16 protein-coding genes are annotated in these 20,503 nt (G+C 31.9%); 9 read left to right on the top strand and 7 right to left on the bottom strand.

All coding sequences use genetic code 11. The annotated features are described in order from the left end of the window. Positions 1–262: 262 nt before the first annotated feature. Positions 263–1,369, bottom strand: a complete 1,107-nt coding sequence (locus tag ACT53I_RS03740) for a M14 family zinc carboxypeptidase (protein ID WP_476078485.1) — start codon at positions 1,367–1,369, stop codon at positions 263–265. A gap of 359 nt (positions 1,370–1,728) precedes the next feature. On the opposite strand from ACT53I_RS03740, the gene ACT53I_RS03735 reads away from it, so the two are divergent. Together ACT53I_RS03735 and ACT53I_RS03730 are read left to right on the top strand one after the other, a co-directional pair. Then, complete coding sequence (locus tag ACT53I_RS03735) at positions 1,729–2,826, top strand: TerC/Alx family metal homeostasis membrane protein (protein ID WP_476078484.1); 1,098 nt, start codon at positions 1,729–1,731, stop codon at positions 2,824–2,826. A 196-nt stretch (positions 2,827–3,022) separates the two neighbouring features. Continuing rightward, positions 3,023–3,568 (top strand): helix-turn-helix domain-containing protein, encoded by a 546-nt coding sequence (locus tag ACT53I_RS03730; protein WP_476078483.1) that lies wholly within the window; start codon positions 3,023–3,025, stop codon positions 3,566–3,568. A gap of 101 nt (positions 3,569–3,669) precedes the next feature. Here the strand turns inward: ACT53I_RS03730 and rplS are convergent, their stop codons facing one another. Both rplS and rpsA read right to left on the bottom strand, forming a co-directional pair. Beyond that, positions 3,670–4,023, bottom strand: a complete 354-nt coding sequence (rplS, locus tag ACT53I_RS03725) for a 50S ribosomal protein L19 (RefSeq protein WP_069799210.1) — start codon at positions 4,021–4,023, stop codon at positions 3,670–3,672. A 233-nt stretch (positions 4,024–4,256) separates the two neighbouring features. After that, complete coding sequence (gene rpsA / locus ACT53I_RS03720) at positions 4,257–6,035, bottom strand: 30S ribosomal protein S1 (RefSeq protein ID WP_104792700.1); 1,779 nt, start codon at positions 6,033–6,035, stop codon at positions 4,257–4,259. A gap of 269 nt (positions 6,036–6,304) precedes the next feature. On the opposite strand from rpsA, the gene ACT53I_RS03715 reads away from it, so the two are divergent. Next, positions 6,305–7,612 carry a DEAD/DEAH box helicase gene (locus ACT53I_RS03715; RefSeq protein WP_476078482.1) on the top strand — a complete coding sequence of 436 codons (1,308 nt, stop codon included), beginning with the start codon at positions 6,305–6,307 and terminating at the stop codon, positions 7,610–7,612. A 45-nt stretch (positions 7,613–7,657) separates the two neighbouring features. On the opposite strand, the gene ACT53I_RS03710 is transcribed toward ACT53I_RS03715, so the two are convergent. Beyond that, positions 7,658–8,557, bottom strand: coding sequence for an SMP-30/gluconolactonase/LRE family protein (locus ACT53I_RS03710; RefSeq protein WP_476078481.1), 900 nt, complete (start codon positions 8,555–8,557; stop codon positions 7,658–7,660). An 80-nt stretch (positions 8,558–8,637) separates the two neighbouring features. Between ACT53I_RS03710 and ACT53I_RS03705 the strand changes: the two genes are divergently transcribed. Next, positions 8,638–8,985, top strand: a complete 348-nt coding sequence (locus ACT53I_RS03705) for a MerR family transcriptional regulator (protein ID WP_069799204.1) — start codon at positions 8,638–8,640, stop codon at positions 8,983–8,985. 52 nt (positions 8,986–9,037) lie between these two features. Further along, a complete protein-coding gene (locus tag ACT53I_RS03700) occupies positions 9,038–10,369 on the top strand; it encodes a helix-hairpin-helix domain-containing protein (RefSeq protein ID WP_476078480.1) in 1,332 nt (443 codons plus the stop codon). Here ACT53I_RS03700 and ACT53I_RS03695 read toward each other — a convergent pair whose 3' ends face one another. The 3 genes from ACT53I_RS03695 to ACT53I_RS03685 form a co-directional block, all read right to left on the bottom strand. After that, positions 10,370–11,032 (bottom strand): hypothetical protein, encoded by a 663-nt coding sequence (locus tag ACT53I_RS03695; protein ID WP_476078479.1) that lies wholly within the window; start codon positions 11,030–11,032, stop codon positions 10,370–10,372. It lies immediately after the preceding gene. A 102-nt stretch (positions 11,033–11,134) separates the two neighbouring features. Further along, positions 11,135–11,887: a hypothetical protein gene (locus ACT53I_RS03690; RefSeq protein ID WP_476078478.1), complete on the bottom strand. Its 753-nt coding sequence runs from the start codon at positions 11,885–11,887 to the stop codon at positions 11,135–11,137. A gap of 158 nt (positions 11,888–12,045) precedes the next feature. Continuing rightward, positions 12,046–13,932 (bottom strand): endonuclease, encoded by a 1,887-nt coding sequence (locus tag ACT53I_RS03685; RefSeq protein WP_476078477.1) that lies wholly within the window; start codon positions 13,930–13,932, stop codon positions 12,046–12,048. Between the two features lie 184 nt (positions 13,933–14,116). Here ACT53I_RS03685 and ACT53I_RS03680 point away from each other — a divergent pair, with 184 nt between their 5' ends. From ACT53I_RS03680 to ACT53I_RS03665, 4 genes are all read left to right on the top strand, one after another. Then, positions 14,117–15,256, top strand: coding sequence for an acyl-CoA dehydrogenase family protein (locus tag ACT53I_RS03680; RefSeq protein WP_476078476.1), 1,140 nt, complete (start codon positions 14,117–14,119; stop codon positions 15,254–15,256). Positions 15,257–15,412: 156 nt separating this feature from the next. Continuing rightward, positions 15,413–18,676: a reprolysin-like metallopeptidase gene (locus ACT53I_RS03675; RefSeq protein ID WP_476078475.1), complete on the top strand. Its 3,264-nt coding sequence runs from the start codon at positions 15,413–15,415 to the stop codon at positions 18,674–18,676. Positions 18,677–18,777: 101 nt separating this feature from the next. Further along, positions 18,778–20,010, top strand: a complete 1,233-nt coding sequence (locus ACT53I_RS03670) for a cation:proton antiporter (protein WP_476078474.1) — start codon at positions 18,778–18,780, stop codon at positions 20,008–20,010. Between the two features lie 7 nt (positions 20,011–20,017). Continuing rightward, a complete protein-coding gene (locus ACT53I_RS03665) occupies positions 20,018–20,485 on the top strand; it encodes a pyrophosphohydrolase domain-containing protein (RefSeq protein ID WP_476078473.1) in 468 nt (155 codons plus the stop codon). Positions 20,486–20,503: the final 18 nt, after the last annotated feature.

Raw genomic sequence — 20,503 nt, 5'->3', positions numbered from 1 at the left:
TTTTGACACAATAAAATTAGACAAAAAATTAAATCCTCAATATTAAATTTTAATAAAAATTTTTATTTTTGTAAACTTTTTTAAAATTTAAAAAAATTAAAATACTATTAATCAATTATTTAAATTAAAAAATTTGTAAACTTTTATGATATAAATCAAGAAACAAGTTTTTTATAAAATAAAATTTGGAAAATAAAAAAGCCTAATAATTTTTCAAAAATTAATAGGCTAAATCTATAATATAAAGAATAAAATTGTTAATTTATTCAATAGTAAAGTTCTGAACAGCTTCTAGTTTAGGGAATTTATTCTCTGAAATAAATTTCTTTCCTGTACAATCTATTTCTTTCCAACCTTTTTTTCTGTGCAGGTCTCCAACTTCTACTACAATAGGAACAAAAGATATTTCCTCTTCTCCTTCTTTAATTTCTTCTTTATATTGAACCGCAACATCTAATACACATTCAAAATCTGTATTAAGTTTCACATTCCTGTAAATAACATCAAAATGCGATTCTTTGTTTTCTGGAATTTCGAAATATGTTTCGTAGCCATAAGTCTTCCTATCTAACAATCCAATATTAGAAAGCGCTGTATATAAAGCAATTGTGTAATATTTTCTAGTCCCAAAACGTTGATAATCATCAGGAAAATGCCCACCTTCAAATAAAATTACTGGAATTCCTGCTCTCATGAAATTGTCACCAGTAGAAGTTGGGTAAAACTCATCAGAATATCTTGCTAATTGATTAGGAATTTGCATTCTCAATACATTATATATACTTGCAATAACCGCCATACTTTTTTTACGATTTTCGGTAACAGTTCTGTCATAATCTTCTGAAGGCGCTAAAAATGATAAAGTAGCTGGATTTTTACCATCTGTAGAAAAAATAGTCCTTTGTTCATGCAAATTCAGGGCGTAATCATATTTTTTAGAAAACGCAATTTCTTTTAAGAGCTTCATTTCGCAGCTAGCATTCTGTAAATAGTCTCTATTCATGTCTATATCAAGAGAATTTCTGCGCGACCAAACTTTAGAACCATCTGGATTGAGCATAAAAATGAAATCTAAAGATATATTTTGGAATAATTTCTCTTTGAGCTGAGGTTGAGATTCTAAAGAATACCACAAATCCAACATACAGTGAGTAGAATTACTCTCATTTCCGTGCATCTGAGACCAAGCCAAGACCTTAATATCACCAGAACCATAAGAAAATTGATAAATAGGCTCACCTAGAGTAGAAGTACCAATTAAAGTAATATAATCGCTGAGATTCTCTTGTAGAAAATTTTGAAGGCTCTTAGGCGAAATATAACGATTTGGGAAATTAGGGTTTTTCTGATACTGAAAAGTAGAATGCATAATGTGGATAAATTTTGACGATTCAAAAATACTATAAAAAGAATTAATCTCCTAATTAACATTTGTAAATTATTTAAACAATAAAAAAAGACATAATGTCTGTGGAAAAAATTGTTAATTACATTTTTAATAATTAAAAAATATAAAATAAACAAAATCAGTATTTTATGAAATTTATATAAAGCTAATTTATAAATATACTTTAATACTTAAATCCTGTTATTAAAGCCATTTGTAGAGTTATACCATTAAACATTTTTAATATTAATAAAGTTTTCAGATTTCATTTATTTACAAATGTAAAATATTGAAATTTTCTTAATTATAGTTATCTTTGACAACTTAAAATTTTAAAATTTATGTCAAACGAGACTTTGTTTTTACTATCCTTTGTAGTATTCATCTTTTTCATATTAGCTTTAGACTTAGGACTATTGCACAAAAAATCAGACACCATCTCGCTGAAACAAGCTGGATTAATGAGTTTTTTTGTGGTTTGTTTGTCTTTAGGCTTTTATTTTCTGTTGATTACTTATGGACACATGCTCCACGGAATTGATAGTATTGAGAAATTACAAACGGTAATTAATAAACATCACCATCCTGTTACAATAATTCCGAATGATTTAGAGCACAGTATTGCACTTTATAATCAAAATTTAGGATTAGAATATCTTACAGGTTATGTAGTAGAATATGCATTATCAGTAGATAATATATTTGTAATCGTGTTGGTATTTACAGCTTTCGGAGTGGCACAAAGAAATTACCACAGAGTTCTTTTTTGGGGCATTTTAGGCGCTATCGTAATGCGTTTCATCTTCATCTTCGTAGGTGCAGCTTTAATTGAGAAATTCAGCTGGATAATGTATGTATTTGGAGCATTTTTAGTGTTTACAGGTATTAAAATGTTTGTGGATAAAGATAAAGATGAGGAAATAGATACTCAGAACCACCCTGTTGTAAGATTTGCCAATAAATATTTTAAAGTTCATCCACATTTTGTAGGTAGTAAATTCTTTGTAAAAATTGATGGAGTAAAGAAACTTACGCCATTATTTTTAGTTCTTATCATCATAGAATTTACCGATTTGATTTTTGCAGTAGACTCTATTCCTGCAATATTTTCGGTGACTAAAGATCCTTATATTGTCTTCTTTTCAAACATTTTTGCAATTATCGGACTTCGTTCTATGTTCTTCTTATTAGCAGGAATTATCGATAAGTTTAGATTCTTAAAAATTGGTTTAGCAGCATTACTTACATTCATTGGTTTAAAAATGCTAGGACATAGTTATCTAGAAGAATGGGGCTTTACTACTACGCATTCACTGTTAATTATTGTAAGCATTTTAGGAGCTAGTGTATTCTTCTCATTACTGTTTCCAGAGAAGAAAAAAGACAGGAAACTGAAATTTAATCCAGACGATGAAAAGCATCTTCATCATCACGAATAAAAATTTAAACTCTCATTACTGAGAGTTTTTTTTGTGCTTTATTAGAAAAATATTTTGGAATTTTAATATTGTAAATTACATAAAATCCTTTATTCATAATGTTTTTAGTGGTATTTATACAAATGTAAAATTGTAAGTTTTCTCTTTGTTTACATTTGTATTTACTTATGTAAATTATAATTATTACATTTGTAACATGAATATAAATGACAGATTTACTAAAATTTTAGAATATTCTGGATTTACCGCATCAGAATTTGCAGACGAAATAGATGTTCAGCGTTCCAGTATTTCACATATCATTTCGGGGAGAAATAAACCTTCCCTAGAATTCATTGTCAAGATTAAAAACAGATTTCCAGAAATCAGTTGGGACTGGATAATTTTAGGTCAGGGAGAAATGCTACAAAATGATTCTGCTCTATCGACTAGCGAATCGAAAATAAATCTAGAGGAAGAAAATTCTTCGCCTGATCTTTTTACATTAATTGATGAAGATTATAAAAATGAAATTTTTATTCAAGAAAATCTTCAAAAAGAAACGCCGCGAGAATTTAATACACCTTTCCCTACTCCAAAAAAAGAAAAAATAAGCGATTCTCAGCGATTAGAAGTTCAGGAAGACATTTCAGAAGTTCAAAATATTGTAAATCAATCAATTACAAATTTACCTACAGAAAATAAAATCAAGAGAATTGTTTTCTTCTACGAAAACGGAAAATTCGAGGCTTTTGAACCTTAACAGATTCAATATTTGAGAATTTTTAAAATTCTTTAATTCCATAAAATAAAAAAGCATTCCAAAATTTTTGGAATGCTTTTATTCTTTTTCTAGAGAGGTGATTACTTTTTGTAAGCAGCATCTTTGATTCTTGCTCTCTTACCTCTAAGATCTCTGAAGTAGAAAATTCTAGATCTTCTAACTTTACCTCTTCTATCTACTTCAATTTTTTGTAAAGCAGGCATGTTGATTGGGAAAACTCTTTCTACACCTACATCACCACTCATTTTTCTGATGGTGAAAGTTTTTGTAGCACCTGTTCCTCTTAGTTGAATTACAACTCCTTTGAAGAACTGAGTTCTCGTTTTGTTACCTTCTTTAATTTCGTAATACACAGTAATGGTATCACCAGCTTTGAATTCTGGGAATTCTTTTTTAGCAATGTACTTGTCTTGTACGTACTTTAATAAATCCATTTTTTATAAAAATAATTTTTGGAAAGCTAAACAACGTTCACGGCTTTCGTCAGAGGTTGATTAACAGGTTGCAAAATTATTAATTTTCTTTGAAACAAGCAAATATCTTTTGCAATTTTTATTGATAAAAACTGAAATCAATGACAAGTAAATCAATGAGTTATAGGTTAAACATAAAAAACCGCCTCATTTATAAAATGAGACGGTTTAAAATTTATGAAATATCAGGAAGATTATTTACCTTCTTCCATTCTTTTCTTTAATTCTGCTAAAGCATCGATATCACCAAGTGTAGATTTTTCTTCACCTGAAGAAGATGCAGCTGGTTTAGATTCCTTTGCAGCTTTTTTCTCTTCATCTCTGAAGATACCAGTATGAGATACTACTACTCTTTTGAATTCTTTGTTGAACTCGATTACTTTGAAATCAGCAGTTTCACCTTTTTTGATTTTAGAACCATCTTCTTTTTCTAATAATCTAGAAGGAGCGAAAGCTTCTACTTCAGCATCTTCGAACTGAACTTGAGCACCTTTATCGAAAACATCTGTAGCTTTTCCTGAGTGAACAGTTCCTTCTGCATATTTAGTTTCGAATTTATCCCAAGGATTTTCAGTCAATTGTTTGTGACCTAAAGAAAGTCTTCTAGCTTCAGTATCTAATTCTAGAACGATTACGTCTAGTTTATCACCTACAGCACAGAACTCAGATGGATGCTTGATTTTCTTAGTCCAAGAAAGATCAGAAATGTAGATAAGACCATCAATTCCTTCTTCTAGTTCTACGAATACACCAAAGTTAGTGAAGTTTCTTACAGTACCAACGTGTTGAGAACCCACTGGATATTTAGTTTGGATATCAGCCCATGGATCTGGAGTTAATTGCTTAATTCCTAAAGAAATTTTTCTTTCTTCTCTATCTAAAGTAAGAACTACAGCTTCTACTTCGTCACCAATTTTCACGAAATCACCAGCAGATCTTAAGTGAGTAGACCAAGACATTTCAGAAACGTGGATAAGACCTTCTACACCTGGAGCAACTTCTACGAATGCACCATAGTCAGCAAGAACTACTACTTTTCCTTTTACTTTGTCACCTACTTTTAAGTCAGCAGAAAGAGCATCCCAAGGATGAGCTTCTAATTGCTTCATACCTAATTGGATTCTAGTTTTCTCATCATCGAAATCAAGGATAACCACTTTCACCACTTGTCCGTCTGAAAGGATTTCTGATGGATGGTTAACTCTAGACCAAGAAAGATCTGTAATGTGGATAAGACCATCTACACCTCCTAAATCGATGAATACACCGTAAGAAGTAATGTTCTTAACTGTTCCTTCAAGAACTTGACCTTTCTCTAATTGAGCGATGATTTCTTTTTTCTGACCTTCGATATCAGCTTCGATTAACGCTTTGTGAGATACTACTACGTTTTTGAACTCAGGGTTGATTTTCACAACTTTGAATTCCATAGTTTTACCTACGAATTGATCGTAATCTTTAATTGGTTTAACATCAATTTGAGAACCTGGTAAGAATGCTTCGATACCGAAAACATCTACAATCATACCACCTTTAGTTCTAGATTTTACGAAACCGTTTACGATTTCTCCAGACTCGTGGTATTCATTTACTCTATCCCAAGCTTTAAGCGTTCTAGCTTTTTTGTGAGATAATTGTAATTGACCAGATTTATCTTCTCTTCTGTCTACCATTACTTCTACTTCATCACCTACTTGTAAACCTTGGTTGTAACGGAATTCGTTAAGAGAAATTACACCTTCTGATTTGAAATTGATATCTACAATCGCTTCTTTATCAGTTAATCTTACTACTTTACCGATGATTACATCAGTTTCAGAAAGATCATTAAGAGAACCTTTGTAGATTTCTTCTAAATCATTTTTTTCTTTTCTTGCATCAGCGTCAAGACCTGATTCAAAAGAATCCCAATCAAATTGTTCTGGTGCTACGTTTGCATTTAATAATGCTTCTTGGTTTGTCAATTCAGACATAATAAAAAAATTTGTATTCCTTCTTTTTTAGCTTTGGCATTATGTGGATTCTAAAAAATACGGAAGATGTTAATTACTAATGTTTTACTTCGCCAAAACTACTTCCACAAAAGTGGTGCAAAAATACAAACTTTTTACAAAATAGCAATGGCTTTTTCTGCTAATTTTCAAAGAATTATTCAACTTAAAATATACTTAATCAAGGTATTAATTTAATGCATTATCAATAAGTTTCTGATAAACCCAAACCTTTACCTTAAATTTGCAAAATGGAATTACAACCAATTTATGAAAAACTGCAGATTCAAGAAATGAATCAAATGCAGAAATCTACCTTTCAAGCATCTGAAAACGAACAAGATATCATTTTACTTTCCCCAACAGGTTCGGGAAAAACGCTCGCGTTTTTGTTTCCTGTGCTTAGAAATTTACAAAAAGATATTTCGGGAATTCAAGCGATTATTCTGGTTCCGGCAAGAGAATTGGCACTGCAAATAGAACAAGTTTTCAAAAATATGGGAACCGATTTCAAGGTGACTATTTGTTATGGCGGTCATGATAAAAAAATTGAAATCAATAATCTTACCCAAGCTCCTGCTGTTTTAATAGGAACTCCAGGAAGAGTTGCTTATCATCTCAAAAATAATAATTTCGAGCCCAAAACCATTAAAACTTTGGTTTTAGATGAATTTGACAAAGCTTTAGAATTGGGCTTTGAAGAAGATATGAATTTCATTATCAATTCTTTAAAAAATATATCTCAACGTTTTCTTACTTCTGCAACTGCGATGGATAATATTCCGAAATTTGTAGGATTAGACAACGAAAAGACTATCAACTTTTTAAAATTAGGCGAAGTAAAACCTAATATTCAACTCAAAAAAGTGATGACGATTCCAGAAGAAAAACTGGAAACACTTTTTAAACTCATTTGCAAAATCGGGAACAAAAGAACGCTAATTTTCTGCAATCACAGAGATGCTGTGGATAGAATTTCTGAACTTTTAAGGGAAAAAGGAATCGATAGAGAAACCTTTCACGGTGGTATGGAACAAGACGAAAGAGAACGCGCTTTGCTGAAATTCAGAAACGACTCTACCCGAATTTTAATTACTACAGATTTGGCTTCCAGAGGTTTAGATATTCCAGAAGTAGAATCTATTGTTCATTATCAATTACCTCCAAAAGAAGACGCTTTCATCCACAGAAACGGAAGAACTGCAAGAATGCACGCCAAAGGTTTTGCGTATTTAATTATGACTGAGGAAGAAAACTTCCCTTTCATTAAAGGAAATACGCCAGAAGAAAACATTACTGAAAATTACAGAATTCCGGCAAAAACTCCTTTCCAAACTATTTACATAAGCGCAGGAAAAAAAGACAAAGTCAACAAAGTAGATATTGTTGGTTACCTTATCAAAAAAGGAGAATTAGCCAAAGAAGATGTCGGTATTATTGAAGTAAAAGACACCACTTCTTATGTAGCAGTTGCCCGAAATAAAGTGAAAGATGTTCTAAAAAAACTCGCCAACGAAAAGCTGAAAGGCAAGAAAATAAAAATGGAAATCGCTTATTAAAATAAATGCCAAAGATAAATTTCTTTGGCATTTTTATTTCGTTTATTATTTTATTCCTGAAACATTCATTTTTAGCGTGTAAACTGATTTAGAAGCAGTTATAAACAGAGTAGAGAAATTTTCGCCACCGAAAGTTACATTTGCCGTCCAATTTTCTGGCACAGAAATATGATGAATTTGTTCTCCATTTTTATTAAAAACCGTCACTCCTTTTCCAGTTAAATAAAGGTTTCCTCTATTATCTAAAGTCATTCCATCTGAACCTAAATTGCAAAATAATTTTTTATTTGTCAATTTCCCATCTCCTTGAATGTCATACACATAAGTTTTATTAGCATCAATATCAGAAACGTACAATTTTTTAAATTTCTGACTTCCTACAATTCCATTGGGTTGAGTGAAAGTATCTAATTTGGTAATTTTACCATCAGAATTTCTGTAATACAAGTTTTTTTCAGGAATTTCTTGTTTGAAACTTTTCCAATAATCTCTCACATATAAAGGGTCTGTAAAGTAAATTCCGTTGTTTTCATCAACCCATAAATCATTAGGACCGTTTAATCTTTTGCCTTCAAAACTGGTGGTTAACACTTCTGCTACTCCATCTTCGTTGATTTTCCAAATTTCTCCGTTTTCATCAGAACACGTCAGTAAATTTCCTTTTTGGTCAAAAAAAGTTCCGTTAGCTCTTCCTGTTTTATCTAGAAATTCTTCAATTTGATTGGTTTTCCAGTTCCAAACGTAAATTTTGTCATTCGGTTGGTCTGTAAAATAAACATTTCCAAACGCATCAGAAGCAGGACCTTCTGTAAAACTAAATTGGCTGGAAACAAGCTCTATTTCTGCATTTTCTTGAACCAAATCATTTGATATTATGGATTTTTTTGAAGAACAATTTACAATCAGTAAGAAAGCAAAGAAAAGTGCAGTGATTTTTTTAAACATGAGATTTAAATTTCTTGGCAAGTTACGATAGCGCTTTAAAACAAAAAAATTTCTATCTTTGAAATTCGATTTTATAGACTATGAAACTCAATTTACCAGACAAATTATACTATTCTATAGGAGAAGTTTCAAAAGCTTTCGGTGTAAATGCTTCCTTAATCAGATATTGGGAGCAAGAATTTCCTATTATAAAACCTAAGAAAAACAAAAAAGGAAACCGTTATTTTACTCCAGAAGACATCAAAAATCTTAAAATCATTTATCATCTCGTAAAAGAAAAGGGTTATACTTTAGACGGCGCCAGAATTGCACTTACTACCAATCAAAAAATCAATGAAACGGTAGAAGTTTTAGACCGTTTAGAATTTGTAAAATCTGAACTTTTGAAACTCAAAAATTCTTTACTTGACAGAGACGAAGCCGTTTAAAAATTTCATTTAGTTTTTCTGAAAATTCTTATATTTGGGTAAAACAAACACCATGAAACCCAAATTACCTTTTGAAATAAGGAAAAAGCAATTCTATGCTCTTTCTTTACTCGGAATTTTCATTGTCATATTTCAATTAAGCTATCTTGTTTACAAAGGAAAACAAGAAACAAAATTCCCTGAAATTCATTTTACAAATAGCATTGAACCTCAACTTTTTCTTACAGATTTTGACCCAAATCAGCTCAATGAAAAGCAATGGGAAAACTTAGGTTTTACTGCCAAACAAGTGAAAACTATTTTAAAATATAAAGAAATTGTAGGCGGTAATTTCACTTCTAAAGAACAACTGAAAAAATGCTATTCTATCTCCGAAGAAAAGTTTGCAGAACTAGAACCCTACATTCTTTTACCCGAAAATAATTCTAAAAATTCACAGAAAAATTTTACAAAATTTGAGCATAAAGAGCTCCTAATTAAAGGTAAATTCAATCCAGACGAATATTCTCAAAAAGATTGGGCAAAATTAGGTTTTTCGGAGAAACAAGCTGCTGCAATCATTAAATACAAGCAATATTTAGGCGGAAGTTTTGTGAGTAAAGAAAAATTTAAAGAATGCTTCATCATCAGTCCAGAAAATTACCAAAAACTCTCTCCTTTCTTGCTTATTCCAGAAAAAACACCCGAAAATTTTGAAAGAAAATACCAAAAAATTGCTTCCGAAAAGCCTAAAATTCAGTACTTTGAATTTGACCCTAACAGTTTAGATGTAAACGGTTGGCAAAAATTGGGTTTTAGCAAAAAACAAGCTTCAGTTATTGTAAATTATAGAGAACGAAATCTGAAAGGCAGTTTCAAATCGCTAGAAGATATAAAAAAATGCTTTGTGATTTCAGAGGAAAAATTTAATGATTTGAAGCCTTATATTAAATGGAATTCTGTGCAAAAAAACACTGAAAACACCATTCAAAACCCTCCTGAAAAAGCAATAACAGTTACTGATTTTAGTAAAACTGATTTGAATAAAATAACGTTTCAGCAACTAATAGAATTTGGTTTCGACGAAAAATCTGCTGCTAGTTTCATTGGTTTTAGAAATAAACTGGGTGGATTTGTGAAAAGCAGTCAGATTTTAGAAACGTATAATATTGACAAAAATTTAGCGGAGAAACTTATCAATGTCTCTCCGCTAAATAATATGAATGTTCAAAAGTTTAGTTTATTAGATGCTCCAGAAGATTGGTTGAAAAACCATCCTTATTTCAGATATTATGCCAATAAAATCATCTATTACAGAATAAGTTTCCTAAAAGAATCTACCATTTTTGAAAAGATGAAAGCAAAACCTGAAGATGAGGCTAAAATGCGATTGTATCTGAAATAATTACTCTGCAATTTGCGCAGTGAGGAATATTCTCGCCATCTCTTCATTTAAATTATTACATGAAGTAGAAGCAGCGCCACCATAAGTAATATTAGAATAATTGTTAGACAATTTTGGCAAATTATAAGCATATACTTTTACTACATGACTTCCAGGTGTAAGATTTTCAAAAACTCCTGCTATATTAAATTTCTTGAAGTTGCACTTCTTTTCTGAGGCATCTACATGAAAATTTTTCACTAATTTCAATTCATCATCTATAAAAATTCCTATCGCAAATTGATAAGGAGATTCTTTAGTTAAATTATCAATTTGGGCAGCTCCATCCACTTCAATTAGAGCTGTATTTTGGTTTTTATCAACAGAAATCTGTGTAGATGTATCGAGATAAGACCAACCAGTAGCATCACTTCCTAAAATAAAATTAGACGACACCTTAGGAAAAGAACTTAGCGTGATAGCGTTGCCAGACTTGGATGAGAAATTTCTTGTAACGTCTTCTAAATAAGCTTGAGTTTCATCTACCGAATCTTTTTTGACACTATCATTTTTTTTATCAAAAATAGTTTTCAAATCATCAAAAAATGGATGAATTGTAGTGAATGATTGTGTAAAATATATATTAAAAGTAAATCCAAATAATAACAGAATAATCTTTTTCATGACATAATAAATCAACAGATTGTAACAAAAATCAGACCAAAAAGAATAGCCGCAATAGAAACTTCACGACTATTCTCTAATCAAAACCAATAAAAACAATCTTTATTCTCCTTTATATAAGTCGAAAACTAAGATGTTCAAAACTAAATTGTTTGTACCACCAGAACATTTAACTCCTACGATGAAGCTTCCGTTCTTAAAATCTGCTGTGCCTGGTACAAAACAATTACTATCATTAAGTATCGTACTGTTGTTGTTTGATAAATCTCCTTCTATTCCTTTAGATTCTAAGGTAACAATGGTTAGATAAGCTGCACTTTCTAAAGGGGTAGTCATATGAATTTTAAAATATTCTGTTTGGCTTACGGTTTTAACTAAAGTTGCCTTTAAAATGTTATCATTTCCAGGTAAAGCGGTAAAATTTGTTCCATCACTTCTACCTGAACCCCCAACATCACCAATTGCTATTTTACCTGAAGATAATGATCTGAAAACAGTAATTGCTTTAGTTGTAGATTTAGAGGCTAATAATTTCAACCAAGTTCCCGTTAATGTAGTGTAATTCCAATCCCAAGTATAGAGACCTGCCGTGTAAACAATATTAGGTGTAACACTTGTATCTACCCAATCTTTTAATAAAAAAAGAATCATTCCATCTTGATCGGCAGTTAAATTTAAATTAAGTTTTTCTACTTTAGGAACTAAGAAACCATCAGAAGCAGAAGGATTTAGAGGGTCTGAAGATTTGATTTCTAGTGTAGCTTTAGGATCCGACGTATTAATACCTACTCTTTGGGCTGGTAAGACGGCCCAAAATAATAGCATCACTAATAAAAGAGTTTTTTTTGTTTTCATCTGTTTGTGTTTTTAGAGGTTGTGTTTGTGGGTATTTAAACCTTGCCAAAATTCATCATCTTTTTCTATAAATTCAATACGTTGGATTACGTATTTTTTATAAACAATAAAAAAACCACCCAAAAAATGGATGGTTTTTAAATGATATTTTAAATGAATTATTTTTTAATAAACTTGTAAGAAACCCCGTCAATTGCTATAATATACACTCCGGCTTTATACGAGGAAACATCTATAAAGTTTTCTGTCGCAAAAGCTTTTGGAATAATTTGTAGAAGTTTTCCTGAAATATCATACACTTCTACTTTTGAAACTTTAGAAAGATTTTTACCGCTTATATAAAGCTTTTCAGAAACTGGATTTGGATAAATTGCAAATGCTAAATCTACTTTTTCAGGTTCATTTGTAGCTAAGAAACTTCCTAATCCTGTTGCATAATTCATTCCGTATTCTGTCCATTCAGAAGCAGTAAAAGTAGTATTAGGATTATTCACATTAACATTTCTGTAAAGTGATTTATTAGCATTCGTATTAGAAATTCCTCTTGAACCTACAGCATCTACCGTTTCAAATAACATTTCATAATTATTGGTAGAAACAGTTTTTATGGTTTTAGTACCGTAAGAAAGTTCTACATATTGACTTCCCGTAAAGGTTAATGGTGTGGAATTGGTCACAAATTTATATTGATTAACATCTACTCCTGCAAAATTAGATTTAGGATTAATAATCACAATACTTTCACCGTGAGCAATTTTCCCTTCTAATTGATAAGGATCTGATAAATAATAAGATGTAGAACCTTTAAATTCTATATTTAAATAATAGTTGCCTAAATTCACATCGTGACCAGTAAGATTAGTAATTTCAATAGCGGTATTATATATGTCAGAAGTACTACTTGTAGTACCTTCTATATATTTGGTAATCATTAAATCTTTAGCAAAATTATCTGATGACAAAGTAGTTGCAGTAATTTGATTGCTATCTGGAGAAAGTAAATATCCTTTATCATAAGCTTTTACAGTCACATTATATGCTGTAGAAGGAGATAATCTATCAATGGTAACCGAATTGGTTTTAGAATATTTTACATAAGTTCCATTTACATAAACTTTATATCCTAATACATCTGTATCTGAACTTGGCGTCCACGAAAGGGTAACAAAATTCTTGCCTACTTGCGAAATCGACAAATTAGAAGGAGCTTGTGGAGCAACTGCATCTGGTGTTTCACTCCAAATCATATTTACCCATTCTGGATGGTCTATAAAAGGATTTCTTATTTTTTGAATAGAAAACACTGCATTATTTCTATCTCTTTCTTTCTGAGAAACAGGGTCTAGTGCATTCCAATCTTTTAGCATAGTGATATACCAATCTTCAAAAGCTTTTTCTTCGCTTCCATCAAGAGGCATAGTAGATATTTGATGATTATAAAGGTTCAGATTTCCTTCGTATCTTACTGCAAAATACAATAAATATCTCGCCACATCTCCTTTGAATTCATCTATGGGTTCATACACTAAATTACTGTAGCCAGGAGTAGTACTTTTACCTCTTTTTGAACCATTGCTGAAAACATTAGATTCGCCATTATTTCTTGCATACGGATAGTTACTTCTTAATTGGTTAATTCTAGCATCAGCAGGAATTAAATAATGCATATCAGAATACATAGGATAAATTCCATAATAAGTACTTTGAGGCATTCCGTGTTCCTTATTCCAACCTTCACCTTCAGCTGTTGCAGAACTTATATTCTGTGTTAAATTATAATTATAACTGTCTGCTTCCGTTGGTTTTTCAGAATAAATATCTAAAACGGTATTGTCATTTTCATAATATTTATCTAAATCTGTATAAGCATACAGTGGTCCTATTTGACTATAACTGTAAGAAAATATTTTTTGTGAAATAATTTCATGCACTTTACTTTTTAGTGCATAGCCAGTTAATCCTTCAGTTCCGTTATAATAACCAACAGGAATCTGTGCACAATAACTTATTGGCACGATAAATAAAAATAGTAAAAACTTCTTCATTTCGATTTTATAGGGTCTACAAAGATACTACATTATTTAACATAAAAAATAAGTAATAGGAGTTGAAAACTGAAAATCAAAAGGTTAAAAATTAGCATGATAAATATCTCTTTTTTTAAATTTGATTCAAAAAAATACTTTTACGCCTAAAGTTTTTCAATTATATTTGAGCAAACAAAAATTTATGAATACAGAAATATTAAATAATCTCAAAATGATAGCCGAAACTGCAAGAGATTTTGCAGAAGTAAACATTAGACCTCACATTATGGAATGGGACGAAAGCCAAACTTTCCCTGTAGATTTATTCCATAAATTAGGCGAAATGGGATTCATGGGAATCATCATTCCAGAAGAATACGGAGGTTCTGGACTAGGCTATCATGAATACGTAGCTATTTTAGATGAAATTTCACAAGTAGACCCTTCTATTGGTCTTTCTGTAGCTGCTCATAATTCACTTTGTACTAATCATATCTATGAATTTGGAAATGAAGAACAAAGAAAAAAATGGTTACCAAAATTAGCGAGTGGTCAAGTGATTGGAGCTTGGGGTTTAACAGAGCATAATACAGGTTCTGATGCAGGAGGAATGTCTACCACTGCTGTTAAAGATGGTGACGAATGGGTGATTAATGGTGCTAAAAACTTCATTACCCATGCTATTTCTGGAGACATTGCTGTAGTAATGACCAGAACTGGCGAAAAAGGAGCACCTAATAATTCTACTGCTTTTGTTTTAGAAAAAGGAATGCCTGGATTTACTTCTGGCAAAAAAGAAAATAAACTCGGAATGCGAGCTTCTGAAACTGCAGAATTGATTTTTGACAATGTTAGAATTCCAGATTCTCATAGATTAGGAGAAGTAGGTGATGGTTTTAAACAAGCTATGAAAATTCTTGATGGAGGTAGAATTTCTATTGCAGCACTGAGTTTAGGAATTGCAAGAGGTGCATATAAAGCCGCTCTGAAATATGCTCAAGAAAGACATCAATTTGGGAAATCTATTTCTAATTTCCAAGCGGTAAATTTTATGTTAGCTGATATGGCAACAGAAATTGACGCAGCAGAATTACTCATCCAAAGAGCATCAGAACTTAAAAATAATAAACAAAAAATGACCAAAGAAGGCGCAATGGCAAAACTTTACGCATCAGAAGCTTGTGTTAGAATCGCGAACAACGCTCTTCAGATTTTTGGTGGCTATGGCTATACTAAAGACTTCCCAGCGGAAAAATACTACAGAGATTCTAAACTTTGTACCATAGGAGAAGGAACTTCTGAAATCCAAAGATTAGTAATTGGTAGAGAAATTACCAGATAGAAAAATAAATTCAATGTATCATGCCATACTTTTTAAGTATGGCTTTTTTATGAATTAAATTTAACACAAATATTAACTTTTTAAAAATTTATTAATTTAACCGCAGGTAATTAATTGATATTTACTAGCTTTGTTGTCCTTTTTAAAAAATTAACTATGAAGAAGACACTACTATCTCTTTTTGCTCTTCTTTGTTTTACTTTAATTTTTGGACAAAAAGACAACTTGTGGACACCCGCAAAGAATCTAAACAACAAAGAAATTAAGGCAAACAAAAGAGCAATTAGCACACCCACTCTGTTTAATCTAGACGTAGATAAACTGAAACAAATTATTTCGGAATCCCCTAGAAAAACAACCAAACTTTCAAAATCTGCGGTTACCGTTTCGTTTCCCATTTCTGAAAGTGAATTTCAAAATTTCAGCATTTATAAAACTTCTAACTTCTCACCAGAATTAGAAGCTGCACATCCAGAAATCGCAACCTATTATGGTGAAAGCATTGATGGAAAATCTGCAAAAATTTACTTCAGCCTTTCTCCTCTTGGACTTTCGTCTATGCAGTTAAGACTTGGCAAGGAAGCAGTTTTTGTAGAACCTTATGATAATAACAATTCTACTTATGTAGTATATAAAAAATCTGACAAAGGAATTTCAAAAAATAAATTTGAATGCGCTACTTCTGCAAAAAGTTCTACCGATGGTCTAAAAATGGGAAAAATCCTTAGTGCAGATGATGGCTTATTGAGAACTTATCGTTTAGCTTTATCTTGTACTGGAGAATACACACAATATTTTGGTGGAACTAAAGCTCTTGCTCTTGCAGCAATGAATAACACCATGACTAGAGTAAATGGTGTTTTCGAGAATGATTTTGGGATAAGATTAGTTCTTATTCCAGAACAGGAAAACATTATATTTACTTCTGCCTCTTCTGATCCGTACTCTAATGCAACTGCTGGAGCAGATGGCGCTTGGAATACAGAATTAATGAATGTATTACATGGTACCACTTACGGAATTGGTGACAGTAAATTTGATATTGGTCACTTATTCGGAGCAAGTGGTGGTGGTGGAAATGCAGGATGTATCGGTTGCGTTTGTAATAACAGCACTACTTATGATGCTACTGAACAATGGTATTGGTATAAAGGTCAAGGATTTACTTCACCAGCAGATAATGTACCTTCTGGCGACAGTTTCGATATAGATTATGTAGCACACGAAATAGGACACCAATTTGGCGGAAACCACACTTTTACAGATTCTGAAGAATACACGATTGCTCAAGTAGAACCTGGAAGCGGCTCTACAATTATGGGATATGCAGGTATCACTACAGAAGATGTACAAGCGCATTCAGATCCTTATTTTCATGCTGTATCTATTCAACAAATTACAGAATATGTAAAAAGTACAAGTGGAAGCTGCTCGGTAAATACTCCTACTGGAAATAACGCTCCTACTGCAAATGCTGGAGCTGATTTTACCATTCCAAAAAGTACTCCTTTTATGCTAACAGGTAGTGCTTCTGACTCAAACGGAGATGCACTTACCTACACATGGGAACAGATGGATGTTCAAAATTCTACAACATCTAACCCTTCGGCAACCAAAACTACTGGCCCTGCTTTTAGATCTTACAGCCCTACAACATCTCCTGTTAGATATTTTCCTAAAATGAGCTCTGTTCTAAATGGCGCAACTACAACTGCTGGTCTAGAACTTAACGTAGAAGTTTTACCATCTGTAAGCAGAACTTTAAAATTTAGATTTACAGCGAGAGATAATAAAGCTAATGGCGCAGGAAATGCTTATGACGATATGGTAGTAACTGTAAATTCTAGTTATGGTCCATTAACGGTAACCTCACAGAACGCTACAGGAATCTCTTATCCTCAAGGTTCAAGTCAAAATGTAACTTGGAATGTAGCCAATACCAATACACTTGCTGCAAATGTAGACATATTACTTTCTACAGACTCAGGAAACACTTGGTCTACTCTAATTACCGGGACTCCTAATGATGGCTCACAAAGCGTTACCATTCCTAGCGTTACAAGTAATACTTGTAGATTTATGGTAAAAGCATCTGGAAATGTTTTCTTCAATGTTAACACTGCTAACTTTTCTGTTACTGCACCAGACACTGAAGTTCCTACAGCTCCTACCTTATCAGCAAATAATACAACTTCTACAAAGACTACATTATCTTGGACAGGAGCTACTGACAACGTAGCAGTGGCTAGTTATGATATTTACAAAGATGGAACTTTGGTTGCAAATTCTACCACTTCTCCTTACACAGTAACAGGATTATCCGCTTCTACAAGTTATGTTTTCACGGTAAAAGCAAAAGATGCTTCTAATAATATTTCTGTAAGCAGCAACGCTGTTACAGTTACGACATTAGCTCCAGATACAGAGGCTCCTACAGCTCCTTCACTGTCACCTTCTGGAACTACAAATGTTTCTACAACTTTAACATTTACAGGAGCTACTGATAATATTGGCGTAACCGCTTATGAAATTTACAAAGATGGAGCGTTAATCGCTACCGTAAATAACTCTCCTTACACAGTAAATGGACTTAGCGCATCTACTACTTATATTTTTACCGTAAAAGCAAAAGATGATTCAGGAAATGTTTCTCCATTAAGCAATGCAGTTTCTGTAACCACTTTAGCTGCTCCTGCCGCTACAGAACTTTACATTTCAGAATATTACGAAGGTACAAGCAATAATAAAGTATTAGAAATTACCAATCCTACTCTTTCTGCAATTTCTTTAAGTGGATATTCTATCAAAAAGCAATCAAATGGATCTGGAGCTTGGAGTTTTGAGTTAAATTTATCAGGAACCATAAATCCTAAATCTACATTTTTACTTAAAAATTCTTTATCTTCATTATCTTCATGTACGTTTACAGCACAAAGCGTTGTAGGGGCTCCAATAGATTTCAACGGAGATGATCCAGTTGCTTTATTTAAGAATGGAACTTTAATAGACGTAGTAGGAACATTTAACGGAACTACTAATTTTGCAAAAGATACGGATTTAAGAAGAAATGTAATTATTCCAAATCCTGTATATACTCCATCAGAATGGGACGTTCTTGCTATTACAACTACAGTTCCTAATTGTGATAATCTAGGAATTGTAAATCCTGCAAGTGCACTAGGTGTGAAAGACACTACATTAAATCCTACAGATGTAGTAATTCTTCCAAATCCTGTAAAAGGAGATGTGATGATGGTGAAAAACGTAAAAAACAACACTAACTACGAAATCATTGATTTCTCTGGAAAATTAGTTCAAAAAGGAAAACTTACGAATGACACCATTCATGTTAATGGTCTTCCAAAAGGAAATTATATCCTAAAAATAGACCAAGTTTCTAAGATTTTCATCAAAGAATAAAATCATTCATTAAATTTAATCATAAAGGCAACTAAAATTTAGTTGCCTTTATTTATTTATCGATTTTAAATTATATTTTTGTCAAAAATTAAGAGAAAACTATGGATTTTAACATGCCTCATTTTGAACTTCCTTTTTTCACCAATTTGCTTATTCTGTTAGTGGTAGCAAAAGTTTTTGGTGAAATTTTTGAAAGATTCAAACAACCTGCTATGATTGGCGAAATTATAGCCGGAATTATTGTAGGTCCTTCACTTTTAAACATTGTTCACAGAACAGAAGACATCAAAGTCATTTCAGAATTGGGAATTTTCCTTTTAGTAATTATTGCCGGATTGGAAATCAACTTAGATGACATTTTAAAATCTTTAAAAGGCAGAAATATCATCATTTCATTGATGGCGTTTTTTGTACCAATTCTAAGTGGAATTGCCGTAGGTTATTATTTTGACAAAGACATTATGACCACCGTATTTATAGGATTATGTGTAGCCATCACTGCATTACCTGTAAGTATTAGAATTTTAATGGATTTAGGAAAAATCAACTCTTATATTGGTCAGAAAATCATATCGGTTGCCATTTTTGACGACGTCATTGCACTTACCATTTTAGGACTTATTCTGAATATCAATGACAGCGAAATGACCCTTTCTAATGTGGTAAAAAACGCTTCAATTTCTCTATTAAAACTAACCATTTTTGTAGTGATTTTATTCGCTGCTTATTATTTAATTAAGAAATTGTCTAATCGAGAGAATTACTTCGAAAGACAATTGAATAAATTACTGCTTTTATTAAAAGGAAAAGAATCACTTTATGCTATATTTTTTGTTTTTGTACTTACTTTTTCTACCATTACAGAATCTTTAGGACTTCATTTTATCATCGGAGCATTTTTTGCAGCGATGCTCATCAGCGAAAATTTAGTGGGCAAAAAACATTTGGAATCCTTTCATAAAACAACAAATGGTTTAGCAATGGGATTTTTAGCACCAATTTTCTTTGCAGGAATTGGCTTAGAATTTAATGTGACTTCTATTCAAAACATTGGACTTTTACTCACCGTAATTGCCGTTTCATATTTTTCTAAAATTTTTGGAGGCTATTTTGGAGGAAGAATGGCTGGTTTAGACAGCAAAAATTCACTTACACTTGGGATTGGTCTCAATGCAAGAGGAATCATGGAATTAGTGATTGCAAATATTGCTTACAAAGCAGGACTCATTAACGCTGAAGTCTTCTCCATTCTAGTAATTATGGGAGTTCTCACCACTCTTTCTACTCCAATTATGCTTAAAAGAAGTTTTAAATTAATAGATAAAAAATCATAAAAATTAAATGGAAAAAATAGACAGTTTAAACCAAGTTGCAGAATTTCACAGAACCTTTAACGCACCCATTTTAGAAAATCCACAGATTCCTTCTGCAGAAAGATGTAACCTAAGAATAGCTTTACTTCAGGAAGAATTAAACGAACTGAAACAAGCCATTGAAGACCAAGACATCGTAGAAATTGCAGATGCTCTTTGCGATTTACAGTATGTACTTTCTGGCGCGGTTCTTGAATTTGGTTTAGGCGAAAAATTTGTAGATTTGTTTAATGAAGTACAGCGTTCTAACATGTCAAAAGCTTGTGAAACAGAAGAACAAGCCCAAGAAACCGTAGAATATTACACTTCAAGAGGAGAAGAAGCTTATTACGAAATGTCTGGAGACAAATATAATGTACACAGAGTTTCAGACAATAAAGTTTTAAAAAATAAGTACTATTCTAGTGCAAATCTCAAAAGTATATTAGAAAAATAAACACATAATTTTGAAAAA

It is taken from the genome of Cloacibacterium sp. DMC96 (assembly GCF_056313765.1).
The sequence above is the reverse complement of the archived record's forward strand: the minus strand, read 5'-3'. Positions and strand labels throughout refer to the sequence as shown.

Bases quoted from the DNA above. Each gene is read 5' to 3' on its own strand.
- ACT53I_RS03740 (WP_476078485.1), bottom strand. From the start codon at position 1,369: ATGCATTCTACTTTTCAGTATCAGAAAAACCCTAATTTCCCAAATCGT.
- ACT53I_RS03735 (WP_476078484.1), top strand. From the start codon at position 1,729: ATGTCAAACGAGACTTTGTTTTTACTATCCTTTGTAGTATTCATCTTT.
- ACT53I_RS03730 (WP_476078483.1), top strand. From the start codon at position 3,023: ATGAATATAAATGACAGATTTACTAAAATTTTAGAATATTCTGGATTT.
- rplS (WP_069799210.1), bottom strand. From the start codon at position 4,023: ATGGATTTATTAAAGTACGTACAAGACAAGTACATTGCTAAAAAAGAA.
- rpsA (WP_104792700.1), bottom strand. From the start codon at position 6,035: ATGTCTGAATTGACAAACCAAGAAGCATTATTAAATGCAAACGTAGCA.
- ACT53I_RS03715 (WP_476078482.1), top strand. From the start codon at position 6,305: ATGGAATTACAACCAATTTATGAAAAACTGCAGATTCAAGAAATGAAT.
- ACT53I_RS03710 (WP_476078481.1), bottom strand. From the start codon at position 8,557: ATGTTTAAAAAAATCACTGCACTTTTCTTTGCTTTCTTACTGATTGTA.
- ACT53I_RS03705 (WP_069799204.1), top strand. From the start codon at position 8,638: ATGAAACTCAATTTACCAGACAAATTATACTATTCTATAGGAGAAGTT.
- ACT53I_RS03700 (WP_476078480.1), top strand. From the start codon at position 9,038: ATGAAACCCAAATTACCTTTTGAAATAAGGAAAAAGCAATTCTATGCT.
- ACT53I_RS03695 (WP_476078479.1), bottom strand. From the start codon at position 11,032: ATGAAAAAGATTATTCTGTTATTATTTGGATTTACTTTTAATATATAT.
- ACT53I_RS03690 (WP_476078478.1), bottom strand. From the start codon at position 11,887: ATGAAAACAAAAAAAACTCTTTTATTAGTGATGCTATTATTTTGGGCC.
- ACT53I_RS03685 (WP_476078477.1), bottom strand. From the start codon at position 13,932: ATGAAGAAGTTTTTACTATTTTTATTTATCGTGCCAATAAGTTATTGT.
- ACT53I_RS03680 (WP_476078476.1), top strand. From the start codon at position 14,117: ATGAATACAGAAATATTAAATAATCTCAAAATGATAGCCGAAACTGCA.
- ACT53I_RS03675 (WP_476078475.1), top strand. From the start codon at position 15,413: ATGAAGAAGACACTACTATCTCTTTTTGCTCTTCTTTGTTTTACTTTA.
- ACT53I_RS03670 (WP_476078474.1), top strand. From the start codon at position 18,778: ATGGATTTTAACATGCCTCATTTTGAACTTCCTTTTTTCACCAATTTG.
- ACT53I_RS03665 (WP_476078473.1), top strand. From the start codon at position 20,018: ATGGAAAAAATAGACAGTTTAAACCAAGTTGCAGAATTTCACAGAACC.